Below are 13,872 nucleotides of genomic sequence, written 5' to 3' on the forward strand. Positions count from 1 at the left end.
AAAAACATAAGAGCAAAAGGAGAGCCAAATGACTGACATGATCCGTGATATCGCAGCATTCACCTCCATCGCAATGTTCATTACCAGCTTCTCGCTGATCGTCATGGCAATGTAAGAATTCAGGGGATCGCATGGCAGCCATGCGGTCCCGAAGCAGGACTTTTTCTGGACAGAATCGCCGACAATGCCGACAATGCGCACTCTTCAGTGAGGCGGTTCGAAAGGCAGATCATGGCGGATGCGGAAAAAGGTGCTGCTGGCGCAGTCGTCGGCGGGAAACCGGGCTTCGTCCATCTGAGGGTCCACTCCGCCTATTCGCTGCTCGAGGGCGCGCTGCCCCTCAAAAAGATCCTCTACAAGGCATCGGGCGACAGCCAGCCGGCAATCGCCATCACCGATACCAACAATCTTTTCGTCGCCCTGGAATTTTCCCAGAAGGCGCTGGACGACGGTCTGCAGCCGATCATCGGCTGCCAGGTGTCGATCGACATGGAAGATGGCCTCGACACCGAGAAGCGGGGCGGTCAGCAGGCGCTGGTCAAATTGCCTTCGATCGTGCTTCTGTCCGCTACGGACGCAGGTTATGAGCGGCTGGTCGATCTCGTCAGCCGCGCTTATCTCGGCGGCGAGAGCAATCAGGCTGTCCATATCCGTTCCTCCTGGCTGGAGGAAATCGGTACCGAGGGGCTGATCGCTTTGACCGGTGCCTCGACCGGCCCTGTCGACATGCCGCTTAAGGACGGCCATGCTGCTGCGGCAGAGACGCGGCTGCTGGCGCTGAAGCGCCTCTTCGGTGACCGGCTCTATGTCGAGCTGCAGCGGCACGGAACCTACGACAAGCGGCACGAACAGAAGATCATCGGCCTTGCTTACAAGCATGATCTGCCGCTGGTGGCGACCAACGAGGCCTTCTTCCCAACACGAGACGATTACGACGCGCATGACGCGCTGATGGCGGTGGCGCACAACGCGATCGTTTCCGACGACAGCCGCTTCCGCCTCTCGCCGGACCATTATCTGAAGAGCCGTGCTGAGATGGAAAAGCTTTTCGCGGATCTGCCTGAGGCACTGGATAATACCGTCGAGATCGCAAGGCGCTGTTCCTTCATTCTGAAGACCCGCAAGCCGATCCTGCCGCGCTTCACCGGCGCGACCGATGATCCCGAGGAGGCCGAGCGCGCAGAATCGCTCGAACTTCGCCGCCAGGCGGAGGAGGGGCTGGACATGCGCCTTGCCGAGCTTGGAATGTCGGCCGGCTACGAGGAGAAGGATTATCGTGAACGGCTGGAATTCGAGCTCAGCGTCATCGAGCGCATGAAGTTTCCCGGCTACTTCCTGATCGTTGCGGATTTCATCAAATGGGCCAAGCAGCATGATATTCCGGTCGGTCCCGGCCGCGGTTCAGGTGCGGGTTCGCTCGTCGCCTATGCACTGACGATCACCGACGTCGATCCGCTGCGTTTCTCGCTGCTCTTCGAACGCTTCCTCAATCCGGAACGCGTCTCGATGCCCGACTTCGATATCGACTTCTGCCAGGACCGCCGCGAAGAGGTGATCCGCTACGTGCAGCAGAAATATGGTCGCGAGCAGGTGGCGCAGATCATCACCTTCGGTTCGTTGCAGGCGCGCGCCGCGCTGCGCGACGTCGGCCGCGTGCTGGAAATGCCCTACGGTCAGGTCGACAAGATCTGCAAGCTGGTGCCGAACAACCCGGCAAACCCGACGCCGCTTTCCAAGGCGATCGAGGAAGAGCCGAAGCTGCAGGAAGAGGCAGCCAAGGAACCGGTGGTTGCCCGCCTCCTGGATATCGCCCAGAAGATCGAAGGCCTCTACCGCCACGCCTCGACCCATGCCGCCGGCATCGTGATCGGCGACCGCCCGCTGTCGAAGCTCGTGCCGATGTACCGCGATCCGCGTTCCGACATGCCGGTCACCCAGTTCAACATGAAGTGGGTGGAACAGGCCGGTCTAGTCAAGTTCGACTTCCTCGGCCTGAAGACGCTGACCGTGCTCAAGGTCGCTGTCGACTTCTGCAGGAAGCGCGGCATTGAGGTCGATCTTCCCAAGATCCCGCTCGACGACAAGAAAACATACGAGATGCTTTCGCGCGGCGAGACGGTCGGCGTGTTCCAGGTTGAAAGTGCCGGCATGCGCAAGGCACTGATCGGCATGAAGCCAGACTGCATTGAGGACATCATCGCGCTGGTCGCGCTCTATCGCCCGGGTCCGATGGAAAACATTCCGACCTACAATGCCCGCAAGCATGGCGATGAAGAGCTGGAATCGATCCATCCGATGATCGATCATCTGCTCAAGGAAACGCAGGGCGTTATCGTCTACCAGGAGCAGGTGATGCAGATCGCCCAGGTCCTGTCGGGCTATTCGCTTGGCGAAGCCGATCTTCTGCGCCGCGCCATGGGTAAGAAGATCAAGGCAGAAATGGACCAGCAGCGCGAGCGCTTCGTCGTTGGCGCGGTCCAGAACGGCGTGTCGAAGCCGCAGGCCGACAACATCTTCGAACTGCTCGCAAAGTTCGCAAACTACGGCTTCAACAAGTCGCACGCTGCCGCCTACGCCATCGTCTCCTATCAGACGGCCTATATGAAGGCGCATTATCCGGTCGAATTCCTGGCCGCGTCGATGACGCTCGATATGTCGAACACCGAAAAGGTCAACGACTTCCGCCAGGATGCCAAGCGCCTGGGCATCGAGGTCATCGCGCCCTCCGTCCAGACCTCCTTCCGCCAGTTCGAGACCGGCGATAACCGTATCTATTACGCGCTTGCGGCTCTCAAGGGTGTCGGCGAATCCGCTGTCGATCACATCGTCGAAATGCGCGGCGATAAGCCCTTTGCCAGCATCGAGGATTTCTGCCTGCGGATCGATCCGCGCCAGGTGAACCGCCGCGTGCTGGAAAGCCTGATCTACGCCGGAGCCTTTGATTGCTTCAACCTGGATCGCGCCCAGCTTTCGGCCGGTCTCGACCGCGTGCTCGGCTATGCGCAGCGCGCCCAGGAAAACAAACTGAGCGGCCAGTCGGATATTTTCGGCGGTGCCCTATCCTCGGGCCCGGAAAAGATCGCCCTGCCGCCATTCTCGCCCTGGCTTGCCTCCGAGCGGCTACTCAAGGAGTTCCAGGTGCTGGGCTTCTACCTGACCGCCCATCCGCTCGACAGCTACAACAACATCCTTCAGAAGATGCGCGTACAGACCTTCGCGGATTTCTCGACGGCGGTGAAGCAAGGTGCTGCGAACGGGCGACTGGCGGGCACCGTCATTTCCAAGCAAGAGCGCAAGACGCGCACCGGCAACAAGATGGGCATCATCGTCTTCTCGGATTCCTCCGGCCAGTATGAAGCCGTGCTCTTCTCCGAAATGCTGAACCAGTATTCTGACATACTCGAGCCCGGGAAATCCTTCGTCATCACCGCGATCGGCGAAGAGCGGCCGGAAGGTGTCAGCCTGCGTCTGCAGACCATCCAGTCGCTGGAAGAAAAGTCGCTGCAGATGCAGAAGGCGCTACGCGTCTATGTCCGCGACTCCGGCCCGCTACGCGCCGTCGCCGCACATCTGAACGCCAAGGGCGACGGCCTCGTCTCCTTCATCGTCATCAAGGAGGAGGGCAAGCGCGAGGTCGAAGTGGTGCTGCAAGAGAAATATCGCATCACGCCCGAGATCGCAGCTGCGTTGCGGGCTGCTCCTGGCGTCGTCGACGTCGAACTCGTCTGAACGAAAAGTGCGACCGGCAGTGCACCGGTCGCCATTATTTTTCAGCCGGCCTGCAGACGGCAGGATGCATCCGCGCAGCGGCCTCTGCCGAAGCCCATGATGACCATGCCGATCAACGTCGCCGCTACCGGCACCAGCAAGGCGGTGCGCAGCGCTTCCAGGCGTTCGGATGGGCTGTCTCCATCGCCGAGAGCAAGTGTGCCGACGGCGCTGACGGCAGAGAGGCCGAGTGCCGCGCCGAACTGGAACGACGTATTCACCAGCCCGCTTGCCAGTCCCTGTTCGTTTTCGGCAATACCCTCAGTCGCAATGATCGTCAGCGGGCCGTAGCCAAGCGAGAAGGCCAGGCCGAGCAGGATCGTCGACGGCAGCATCGCCGCATAAGTCCAGTCGAGCCCCATACCAAGGAAGAGCGCGTAGCCCGCGATGGCAAAAGCAAAGCCGCCAAGCACCACGCGTCCATTACCGAAGCGCTCGACGAGCAGGGGCGTCAGCAGCGGCGCCAGAATGGCGTCCATGCCGATGACGATGAGGGCGAGGCTGGTTTCGAAAGAGGACCAGCCGAGCAGTTCCTGCAGGTAGAGCGAGACGATGAACTGGAAGCCGAAGAAGGCGCCGGTGAAGAGCATCGCTCCGAGGTTGGATTGTACCAAGGCGGCAGACCGGAAGATCCCGAACCGTACCAGCGGCGCCCGCGAATTGCGTTCGATCAGGATGAAGGCGAGCCAGAGCACAGCGCTCGCGCCTGCTGCTGCGATCGTCAAGGTTAGCTCACTGGTGGCATGTTCCAGCCGGGTCAGCGCATAGGCGGCAAGCAGCATGGCGCCAGTCAGGGTCACCGCACCGGCAATGTCGAACCTCTGGCGTGGGGTTGTGTCCTCCTTGTTCTCCACGATCAGCTTCATGCCGGCAACGAGCAGGATGGCGGAGAAGATAACAGGTGCGAAGAACACCCATCGCCAGCCGACAGCGGACAGAAGCCCGCCGATGACAAGGCCGAGGGAGAAGCCGGCTGATGCCGTGCCGGCATAGATCAGCACGGCCCTGTTACGCTGCGATCCCTCGCGAAAGCTGCCATTGATGAGCGCAAGCCCGGCGGGCGTCATGAAGGCGGCCGCTGCACCCGTCACGAAGCGGGCCGTCAGCAGCATCCAGCCCTCGGTCGCAAAGCCGCCGAGGCCGGAGAACAGCAGGAAGACGGTCAGTGCCGTCAGGAAGACCTTGCGCTTGCCGTACATGTCGGCGACGCGCCCGCCAAGCAGCATCATCCCGGCATAGGCAAGCACATAGGCCGAAACCACGGCGCTCAGCGTGGTGGTCGAAAGACCAAGCTCGGCCCGGATCGATGGAAGCGCGATATTGAGCATGGCCGCATCGACGCCTTCGAGAAAGATCGCGCCGCACAGAACGGCGAGCATTCCGGCGGCGCTGCGGCTCATTCTTCCGCTATCCACTGCCAGTGGAGGACTTGTAGACATTCTGATTTCCTTGTCGGTGAAGCAGGGAAGAGCGAGAATGGTTACATATTGATCCTCGGTTCCCTATTGTAACCAAGGCTGACATAAGGCATGGTTTGCAGCCATGGAAGAAGGCACTTCAAACTCACCGAGTGACTGCTGCAGCACCGACCGCGATTACGACGTCCACCAGTGGGATTCGCGGGAGGAATGTGAGGTGCGCCAGATCCTCGATCGCATCGCCGACAAATGGTCGCTGTTGGTCATTGCCCTGCTCGAAAAACGCACCTTGCGCTTTACCGAATTGCGCAAGAGCATCGATGGCATCAGCCAGCGCATGCTGACGACGACATTGCGTCAGCTCGAGCGTGACGGGCTGATCGAGCGGACAGTCTATCCCGTCGTTCCGCCAAGGGTTGACTATGCTCTGACGGAGCTCGGCTGCACGCTGCACGACACAATCAAGGCGCTCGTGGTCTGGACGGAAACGAACCAGGCAAAGATCATCTCCGCCCGCCGAAGCTACGATGAACGCGCCAGCGAGAAGCTTTGGTAGGCCTCAGCTCTCGCGGGTGATGGTGATGAATCCCGTGCCTTCGCCGGTTTCGGATCCGAGGCCGGTATCTGATATCGTCAGCGTTGAGCCGGGCGAGATCAGTGCATCGATCCGGTGACGGGTTTCTTCTGACATCGAGATGCGGCTGAGCGCTCTGGCGATTGAACGGCCGCTGATGATGGAGCTTTCCTGATTGGCGATGCCGAGCCGCTTCACCGTTTCGCGGGAGAGATTGTTCTCCAGCGTTACGCCCAGCCAGTCCGCCGTGCCGGCGGCCTCATTGACTGAATGCAGCGAGAAGAAGTGCGTGCCGAGAGCAAGACCCGGATCGGCGATGGTAATGGGCGCCTCGAAGAGCGGCTTGAAATCCTGGCGTACCATGATGACGCCATTCGGAGGCTCGCCTTTGCCTGCCGCGGCGTAAACTTCCTTAAGGAGAGTATCAGTGACCAGGCCCTTGTCACGGACAAATTCCGTTGGCCGCAGCGCCTTGAAGGCATTGATGGCCTGAACGGTCGCAGGACCGGCCAGCCCATCAGGCTCGCCGGCAGCAAAGCCGAGCTGGTTCAGCAGGGTCTGGATATCGATGACGTTTTCACGCAGCGTCCGACGCGTAATCAGCATGCTGATCGGCGCGCTATCCGCAGCAGGCGCCTGCAGCTGGAACTGCGGCATCGGCAGGGCAGCCGTCGTCTCGTTCATGGCGACCTGCACCTGCTTCTTCGCGTCACCTATGGACGGCCGCAGCTCCACGTCCGACAGCAGTGGTGCCGGTTCGGGCCGGTCGGGGCGGAACAGGGTCGGATGGTCAATCGGCTCTGGTATCAGCTCACTGTCGGTAATGATGACAGGCACGCCCATCTCGGTCATCTTGTAGAGCGATTTCGCAAAGGCGCCGGGCATGCGCACGCAGCCATGCGAGGCCGGATAGCGCGGCACGGAACTAGACTCGTGCAGCGCGATGCCGGACCATGTCAGCCGCTGCATGAAGGGCATCGGCGCGTTCGAATAGATGTTGGATTCGTGGTACTTCTGCTTCTCGATGACGGAGAAGATACCGCTCGGCGTCGTGTGCCCGTCCTTGCCGCTCGAGATCTTGGAGGTCGCCACGACCTCCGCACCGTCATAGACGGCCAGCGACTGCTTATCCTTGGACACGAAAATCTGCAGCGTGCGCGCGTCTGCTGCAAAAGCCGGATGGACAAGAGCGGTTGCCGACAGCAACCCGATAAGAACGCTTACACGCACAGACATGACGCAATACACCACATGCACAAAAACGACGCGAGTTAAGCACGCGAAGTTTAACGAAGGCTTGAATACGCGGCGCCGCTTTGATCACGAGATTGTGGGATATTCAATTTTATGCAAATCTAAAAAAGGAGAAGTCTTGGGGGAGACTTGGAAATGCATGTCGATATTGTTTCCGCGTTCGATGATCTGCATGCCCTGAAAGACAACTGGAACGAGGTCTATGCTGCCGATCCGGAGGGGAACTACTTCCTCTCCTGGCACTGGATCGTCAAATGGCTGGAGCGGCGCGCGTCGTGGTTCGTTCTCGCCGCCAGGCGGCAGGAGGGGGATGAACGATACGTGGCTTTCCTGCCCATCCAGCTGCATGTCGAATTCGAGGAAGGGCAGGGCCTCGTCAATATCCTGCGGCTCGGCGGCACACCCTATGCCGGCTATAACGGCCTCCTGACGCGTCCCGAGGATGTCGAAGCGGCGCTCAGCGCCTTTGCCGGTTGCCTCCAGACCTTCAATTGGAAACATCTCGATCTCGACGATGTCTATATATCCGAGGAGAGACTGAAGGCGCTCCTCGAGGCCTTTCCGGCTTCCGAATTTTCAAAGAGAAAGGTCGCTCGCAGGCCGCACATCACCTCGGTTGGTGAAAACATCGACCACGACGTCTATGTCTATGTGCCGCTCGGCGATGATTTCGAAACCTTCGTCGATGAGCGTTTCGGCTCGAAGACCCGGCGCAATGCGCGAAAAGCGCTGCGCGATCTGGTCGCGCCGCAGAACAAGCTGCGCATCACGCACGTCACGCCCGAGACGATGGAGCGCGACCTGGCGCTCTTTTACGAGATGTGGAACCTGCAATGGGGCGAGCGCCAGCCGCGCTACGGAAAGTTCATTCTCGACAACAGCCGTCATATGCTGCCGGCCTGCATCGAGCATGGCACGGTCTTCATGCCGATCCTCTGGCATCAGGACAAGCCGGTCGGCACCTTCATCATCTTCCTCGATCCCTACCGCAAGTCGATGATGTGCTTTCTCGGAAGCCGCGACCTGACCTTCCGCCACTCGATCAGCCCCGGCTTCATGCTCCATTGCTACAATCTGCGCTGGGCGATCGAAAATGGCTACCGCATCTACGACATGGGCACCGGCAATTACAGTTATAAGGATTTACTCGGATCGGAGCATCATATCGTCGAGAAGCTACAGATCTCGACGCTCACCGGCCGTAATATCGGCGACCGTCTCGATCCGCACTCGCTTGGCATCGCCATGCATCAGGCGGTGCATTTCTTCAGGAATGGAAACCCGACCGCCGCCGAACTCTGCTGCCGGCAGATCCTGGCCGTCGACGAGAAACATGCGCAAGCCAGCTCATTGCTGGCGAAAATCGAGGCGGCGCGGCGGCCAAGGTTGACCGGTGACCCCGAAACCCATTTCAGTGCTGCCGCCGAACGTCATCGGGCCGGCGATCTTACTGCTGCGGAAGCTGGCTATCGCGACGTGATCTTAGTCATGCCAGATCATTTCGATGCTCTGCAGCATCTGGCATTGCTTCTGTTGCAGAAGGGCGATCTGCGTGGCGCAGCAGTCTGCGTCGACAATGCGATCGAGGCGAAACCGACATCCGCCTCAGCCTATTGCAATCGCGGCAATATCCAGGCGCGGCTTTCGAATTTCGATGGCGCGCTTGCAAGTTACGATCGGGCAATCGCTCTCGATGCGGGTCACGCCATCGCTCTCAACAATCGCGGCAATGTTTTACGGCGACTGGGGCGCCACGATGAGGCGCTGGAAAGCTATGATCGTGCCATCGCGATCGAACCCGGTTATGCACAGGCTGCGAAGAACAGGGCGGCGGCACTACAGGAACTGGCCGCGGTGCCGGCCTAGAGCGCCGTGCGTCCATTCGGACGCACAAAGACGCTCTAACTCTTGGAATCTACGCATCAGGCTTTCCGAAAATCGATTCCGATTTTCGGAAAGCCTGATGCTGTAGGCTAGCGGTTCCCCTTGCCGCCAAAAGTATAGCCGGTTTCGACCGTGCCCTTGCCGAACTTGTCGCGCAACTTGTCCATGGCGGCTTCCGCCGCCGCGCGGCGGCCGGATTGCTGGTCGATGAGATCGGGCGGGTCGGCGCGGCCGGCATCGCCGAGATCGGTGACGCCAATGCCGATCAGGCGGAATTTCGTGCCGTCGGTTTCCTTCTCCAGAAGGTCGAGCCCCGTGCGGAAGATCTTGTCGGCAAGCTGTGTCGGGTCTTCAAGGCGCCGGTTGCGGGTGCGCGATTTGAAATCGGCCGTCTTCATCTTCAGCACCACCGTCTGGCCGGCAATGCCGTTCTTCTTCAGCCGCCAGGAGACCTTTTCCGAGAGGTTGCGCAGGATCGGCACCAGATCGTCATAACGAGAGATGTCATCGAAGAAGGTGGTTTCGGCTGAGACGCTCTTGGCGGCATCGTTGATATGCACCTCGCGGTCGTCGATGCCGCGCGACAAGCGGGAAAGCCGCTGGCCGATGCTGCCGTAACGACGCATCAGGTCGTTCTCTTCCATTTGCTGCAACTGGCCGATCGTGCGGATGCCGTCTGCTTCGAGCGTCGCGGCAAATGCCTTGCCGACGCCCCAGATGGTCGTCACGGGACGGGGCGCCAGAAACTCCACGGCTTCCTCGCGTCCGATGATGGAAAAACCACGCGGTTTCTGCAGATCGGAGGCGACCTTGGCGAGGAATTTGCAATAGGAAAGACCGACCGAGACGGTAATGCCGATCTCCTTTTCGACGCGGCGGGCAAACTTCGCCAGCGTGCGGGCCGGCGGATCGTGATGCAGCCGTTCCGTGCCGCCGAGTTCCAGGAAGGCCTCGTCGATGGAGAGCGGCTGCACAAGCGGTGTCAGTTCCTGCATCAGTGCGCGAACCTCCCGCCCGACCTTGACATATTTCTCCATGTCCGGGCGGATAACGACCGCCTGCGGGCAAGCCTCCAGCGCCTTGAACATCGGCATAGCCGAGCGTACGCCGTGGATGCGGGCGATGTAGCAGGCGGTGGAGACAACGCCGCGCTTGCCGCCGCCGATGATCACGGGTTTATCGGCGAGCTCCGGATTGTCGCGTTTCTCCACGGCGGCGTAAAAAGCGTCGCAGTCAATATGCGCGAGCGTCAGATCATAGAGCTCTTTGTGACGCACCAGACGCGGGCTGCCGCAAACATGGCAGCGACGCACGTCTCCCTTCTGCTCGGCAAGGCAGTCGCGACAGAAGCCGGGTGTCTTGTCAGATGCAGGCGCCATGGTGAGAACAAAGGTTGAACATTGCAACATTACGCCCTAAGCTTTTGAGTCTCAAGAGAGGGAGGACAGCTTGGCCGTGGATATCGATCTTCGTTTCGAACCTGTCACGGCCGAGCGCTGGGGCGATTTCGAAAAGCTGTTCGGCCCGCAGGGTGCCTTCTATAATTGTTGGTGCGTGGCACTGCGCCTTCCGCATGCCGTCCGCACGACGATGGAGCCTTCGGAGCGCAAGGCCCATATGCAGGGCCGCATTGAGGTGGGACCGCCGCCGGGCATTCTCTGTTATATCGAGGGCGAGCCTGTGGCCTGGGTTCAGGTGGGGCCGCGCCACGACGTGCCGCAGTTCAATTCGCCGCGAACGGTTTCGCGGCCACTCGAGGAGGGTGACGCTCATGATCCCTCTATCTGGGCAGTCAGTTGCTTCTTCCTGTTGCCGAAGCTGCGCGGAAAAGGCTTGAGCCACAGATTGCTTGCTGGTGCCGTCGATTATGCCCGCGGTCAGGGCGCACGGTTGCTGGAAGCCTGTCCGATCGACCATGTGAAGCAGTCGAAATCCGTCACGCTTTGCATCGGCTCCACGGCGATTTTCGACACGGCAGGTTTCGAAACGATCGCGCGGCGCAAGGACGGCCGGCCGCTCATGCGGCTGGATTTGCACGGCTGATCGTGTGTGCCGCAAGGTGTTGGTCGATGAGTTCGGCGGCATGAGCCCAGTCTCTCGCCCGCGCGATATTCTCGGCGGCGGCCGGCGCGAAGCGGTGAACGGGCGAATCCGGCATGAGATGGATGAGCAGGCAATCTGCCACATGCTCCTTCACGGAATGCAGGTTGCGCGCCATATCATCGATAAAGACGACAGGAAGATCGCGACCGCCATGCAGCGCCTGCACGATCGGTCCCTTCGGCTGTTCGCTGGCAAGCAACGGGAAGGTAAGGCCCGCGCTGTCGAGAAGGCGACGACGGTGGGCGGAAAACTGCGGTGGCATCGCGGTGAGGAACAGGACGTCGGCATCATCAGACAAGCGTTCGAGCGTCGAAACGACGGGATCCATAGGCGTCTGCCAGCTTTCCTGGGCTTCGAAGAATTCCAGGATCAGCCGGCTGACATGCTGATCCTCAAGCGCAACCCCGTCGGCCAGCGAGACGATGTTGCCATGAAGACGGAAGGAGCGCGGCAGAAATTCATGGCCGAGACTTTTGAGGTACAGTTGGAAAGGACCGATGAATTGCAGCACCACATCATCGACATCGCAGACGATGAGCGGCCTGTCGCCAAGGCGGATATGCGAGATGTCGAATTCGGCGCTGTTGCTCACGATCAGTATTCCCCAGAGTCGAGGCCGGGCGGCGAGAAGTGGCGCCATGCCCCAGTCAGCGCTTCCGGCGTCGTGTTCGTCGCCTCACAGAAGGCGATCGCCGTCGGCTCATGGTTCATGAGGAAATCCAGCATGCCGGCGAGAAAGCCAGGATCGTTGATGGCATTACGCACTTGCTGGGGTTCTACGCCTGTCAATGCCAGGAAGCGACCGAAGAGATCCGGGTCGTTCGCAAGCCAGCCAAGGACGGCGATGGCCGTTTCTTGCGGATCGGCTGCCGCCGCAAGTTGTTTCGAAGTCTTGAAATTGCTTTGCATTGCGGTGGTCGAGTTACCTTTTCTTCAACCAAATACCGGTAGCTTGCACTATCGGTTTCATGGAGCCATTTGTCAGCTAATGTCTTATCATGGACATTTGGCTTCAAGAGCGGACGTAGGGACAGCTGATCATGCCCAAACAGGTGATGATTGTAGAAGATAACGAGCTCAACATGAAGCTCTTTCGCGACCTCATCGAGGCCTCGGGCTATACCACGATCCAGACCCGCAACGGCATGGAAGCGCTTGATCTTGCGCGCAAACATCGCCCCGATCTTATACTTATGGATATTCAGCTTCCGGAAGTTTCCGGCCTCGAAGTCACCAAGTGGCTGAAGGAAGACGACGAACTGCATGTGATCCCGGTCATTGCCGTTACGGCCTTTGCCATGAAGGGCGACGAGGAGCGGATCAGGCAGGGCGGCTGCGAGGCTTATGTCTCGAAACCGATCTCCGTTCCGAAATTCATTGAGACGATTAAGACTTATTTGGGCGACGCCTGAGGCATCGGAAAAAAGATTCATGACTGCGCGAATACTGGTTGTTGATGATATTCCGGCAAATGTGAAGCTGCTCGAAGCGCGGCTGCTGGCAGAATATTTCGACGTGCTGACCGCGGCCGACGGCTACGAGGCGCTGGCGATCTGCGACCGCAACCAGGTGGATCTCATCCTGCTCGACATCATGATGCCCGGCATTGACGGTTTCGAAGTCTGCGAGCGGCTGAAGGCCAATCCGAAGACCGCCCATATCCCCGTCGTCATGGTCACCGCGCTCGACCAGTCGACCGACCGCGTGCGCGGCCTGAAGGCCGGTGCCGACGACTTCCTGACAAAGCCCGTCAACGACCTGCAGCTCATTTCCCGCGTAAAAAGTCTGCTGCGCCTGAAGACGCTGAGCGACGAGTTGCGCGTGCGCGCCGAGACCGCCCATACGATGGGGATGGACGAGTTGATGCGCACCGGCGACGGACGCTCCGACGAGGCGGGACAGGTGTTGCTGGTCGACAGCCGTGCCAACTCGCAGGAACGCATCATCAAGACGCTGAAGCCCGTCGCAGACGTGGTCGCCATCTCCGATCCGCAGGCGGCTCTTTTCGAAGCCGCCGAGAGCGCCTTCGAACTCGTCATCGTCAACGCCAATTTCGATGAATACGATCCGCTCAGGCTTTGCTCGCAGTTCCGCTCGCTGGAGCGGACCCGTTTCCTGCCGATCCTGATCATCACGGAGCAGGGGGCCGACGAGATGGTTGTCCGCGCGCTCGATCTCGGGGTCAATGACTACATCGTGCGCCCTGTCGATCCGAACGAGCTGGTCGCCCGCAGCCTGACGCAGATCCGCCGCAAGCGCTACAACGACCGCCTGCGCGCCAGTGTCAAGCAGACGATCGAACTCGCTGTCACCGATCCGTTGACCGGTCTCAATAACCGCCGTTATCTCGACAACCATCTCAATGTGCTCTTCAACCGCTCGATGGCCCGTGGCCGGCCGCTCTCGGTGCTGATTACCGATATCGACCGCTTCAAGCAGGTCAACGACACCTATGGCCATGACGGCGGCGACCAGGTGCTGAAGGAATTCGCAAACCGCGTGCGCTCGACCGTCCGCGGCGCTGATCTTGCCTGCCGTTACGGCGGGGAAGAGTTCGTCGTCGTCATGCCGGACACCTCGCCGGAAATTGCCGCGGCCGTTGCCGAGCGCTTGCGCGCGGCCATCGAAAGCACGCCGTTCCTGCTGAAGTCGTCGGGCGAAACGCTGAATATTACGGCCTCCTTCGGCATATCCTCGCGCATCGCCTCGGTCATAACGCCCGACCAGCTCATGAAGCAGGCAGACCTTGCGCTCTATGAGGCGAAGAATACCGGGCGCAACCGCGTCGTAGCCTCCGCCGCCTGACGACATAACGTTCCGTAATGCGTCGCTTTCGGTTATCCACTGGGAGTAGCTGAACCTTACGAATAT

General features: G+C 60.1%; 11 protein-coding genes. 6 read left to right on the forward strand and 5 right to left on the reverse strand.

What is annotated here, in order from left to right; translation table 11 throughout:
• The first annotated feature begins 231 nt into the window (after positions 1 to 231).
• Entirely contained in the window at positions 232 to 3,729 is a 3,498-nt protein-coding gene (gene dnaE, locus AB4Z13_RS07480; RefSeq protein ID WP_442205948.1) for a DNA polymerase III subunit alpha, read from the forward strand.
• Positions 3,730 to 3,770: 41 nt separating this feature from the next.
• Here the strand turns inward: dnaE and AB4Z13_RS07485 are convergent, their stop codons facing one another.
• Positions 3,771 to 5,168: an MFS transporter gene (locus tag AB4Z13_RS07485; RefSeq protein WP_439014674.1), complete on the reverse strand. Its 1,398-nt coding sequence runs from the start codon at positions 5,166 to 5,168 to the stop codon at positions 3,771 to 3,773.
• A gap of 142 nt (positions 5,169 to 5,310) precedes the next feature.
• Here AB4Z13_RS07485 and AB4Z13_RS07490 point away from each other — a divergent pair, with 142 nt between their 5' ends.
• Complete coding sequence (locus AB4Z13_RS07490; RefSeq protein ID WP_113324428.1) at positions 5,311 to 5,742, forward strand: winged helix-turn-helix transcriptional regulator; 432 nt, start codon at positions 5,311 to 5,313, stop codon at positions 5,740 to 5,742.
• 3 nt (positions 5,743 to 5,745) lie between these two features.
• Here the strand turns inward: AB4Z13_RS07490 and AB4Z13_RS07495 are convergent, their stop codons facing one another.
• Positions 5,746 to 6,996 carry a L,D-transpeptidase family protein gene (locus AB4Z13_RS07495; RefSeq protein WP_439014675.1) on the reverse strand — a complete coding sequence of 417 codons (1,251 nt, stop codon included), beginning with the start codon at positions 6,994 to 6,996 and terminating at the stop codon, positions 5,746 to 5,748.
• 153 nt (positions 6,997 to 7,149) lie between these two features.
• On the opposite strand from AB4Z13_RS07495, the gene AB4Z13_RS07500 reads away from it, so the two are divergent.
• Positions 7,150 to 8,880 carry a GNAT family N-acetyltransferase gene (locus tag AB4Z13_RS07500; RefSeq protein ID WP_439014676.1) on the forward strand — a complete coding sequence of 577 codons (1,731 nt, stop codon included), beginning with the start codon at positions 7,150 to 7,152 and terminating at the stop codon, positions 8,878 to 8,880.
• A 107-nt stretch (positions 8,881 to 8,987) separates the two neighbouring features.
• Here AB4Z13_RS07500 and AB4Z13_RS07505 read toward each other — a convergent pair whose 3' ends face one another.
• The gene (locus AB4Z13_RS07505) at positions 8,988 to 10,277 is read right to left on the reverse strand and encodes a DNA polymerase IV (RefSeq protein WP_439014677.1); all 1,290 of its coding nucleotides are present in this window, start codon (positions 10,275 to 10,277) and stop codon (positions 8,988 to 8,990) included.
• Positions 10,278 to 10,353: 76 nt separating this feature from the next.
• On the opposite strand from AB4Z13_RS07505, the gene AB4Z13_RS07510 reads away from it, so the two are divergent.
• Entirely contained in the window at positions 10,354 to 10,941 is a 588-nt protein-coding gene (locus AB4Z13_RS07510) for a GNAT family N-acetyltransferase (RefSeq protein ID WP_439014678.1), read from the forward strand.
• Here the strand turns inward: AB4Z13_RS07510 and AB4Z13_RS07515 are convergent.
• A complete protein-coding gene (locus tag AB4Z13_RS07515; protein WP_439014679.1) occupies positions 10,916 to 11,641 on the reverse strand; it encodes a hypothetical protein in 726 nt (241 codons plus the stop codon). The two genes, AB4Z13_RS07510 and AB4Z13_RS07515, sit on opposite strands and share 26 nt — an antisense overlap.
• Positions 11,596 to 11,910 carry a DUF3572 domain-containing protein gene (locus AB4Z13_RS07520; protein WP_113323300.1) on the reverse strand — a complete coding sequence of 105 codons (315 nt, stop codon included), beginning with the start codon at positions 11,908 to 11,910 and terminating at the stop codon, positions 11,596 to 11,598. Before AB4Z13_RS07520 ends, AB4Z13_RS07515 begins: the two co-directional genes overlap by 46 nt.
• Positions 11,911 to 12,041: 131 nt before the next feature.
• Here AB4Z13_RS07520 and AB4Z13_RS07525 point away from each other — a divergent pair, with 131 nt between their 5' ends.
• Positions 12,042 to 12,413 carry a response regulator gene (locus AB4Z13_RS07525; protein ID WP_003547430.1) on the forward strand — a complete coding sequence of 124 codons (372 nt, stop codon included), beginning with the start codon at positions 12,042 to 12,044 and terminating at the stop codon, positions 12,411 to 12,413.
• 19 nt (positions 12,414 to 12,432) lie between these two features.
• The gene (locus AB4Z13_RS07530; protein ID WP_442205949.1) at positions 12,433 to 13,806 is read left to right on the forward strand and encodes a PleD family two-component system response regulator; all 1,374 of its coding nucleotides are present in this window, start codon (positions 12,433 to 12,435) and stop codon (positions 13,804 to 13,806) included.
• Positions 13,807 to 13,872: the final 66 nt, after the last annotated feature.

The sequence above is a fragment of the Rhizobium sp. YAF28 genome (assembly GCF_052113285.1).
Lineage (GTDB): Bacteria > Pseudomonadota > Alphaproteobacteria > Rhizobiales > Rhizobiaceae > Rhizobium.

Coding starts and splice junctions, on each gene's coding strand:
- dnaE (WP_442205948.1), top strand. CDS start 232: ATGGCGGATGCGGAAAAAGGTGCTGCTGGCGCAGTCGTCGGCGGGAAA.
- AB4Z13_RS07485 (WP_439014674.1), bottom strand. CDS start 5,168: ATGAGCCGCAGCGCCGCCGGAATGCTCGCCGTTCTGTGCGGCGCGATC.
- AB4Z13_RS07490 (WP_113324428.1), top strand. CDS start 5,311: ATGGAAGAAGGCACTTCAAACTCACCGAGTGACTGCTGCAGCACCGAC.
- AB4Z13_RS07495 (WP_439014675.1), bottom strand. CDS start 6,996: ATGTCTGTGCGTGTAAGCGTTCTTATCGGGTTGCTGTCGGCAACCGCT.
- AB4Z13_RS07500 (WP_439014676.1), top strand. CDS start 7,150: ATGCATGTCGATATTGTTTCCGCGTTCGATGATCTGCATGCCCTGAAA.
- AB4Z13_RS07505 (WP_439014677.1), bottom strand. CDS start 10,277: ATGGCGCCTGCATCTGACAAGACACCCGGCTTCTGTCGCGACTGCCTT.
- AB4Z13_RS07515 (WP_439014679.1), bottom strand. CDS start 11,641: ATGGCGCCACTTCTCGCCGCCCGGCCTCGACTCTGGGGAATACTGATC.
- AB4Z13_RS07520 (WP_113323300.1), bottom strand. CDS start 11,910: ATGCAAAGCAATTTCAAGACTTCGAAACAACTTGCGGCGGCAGCCGAT.
- AB4Z13_RS07525 (WP_003547430.1), top strand. CDS start 12,042: ATGCCCAAACAGGTGATGATTGTAGAAGATAACGAGCTCAACATGAAG.
- AB4Z13_RS07530 (WP_442205949.1), top strand. CDS start 12,433: ATGACTGCGCGAATACTGGTTGTTGATGATATTCCGGCAAATGTGAAG.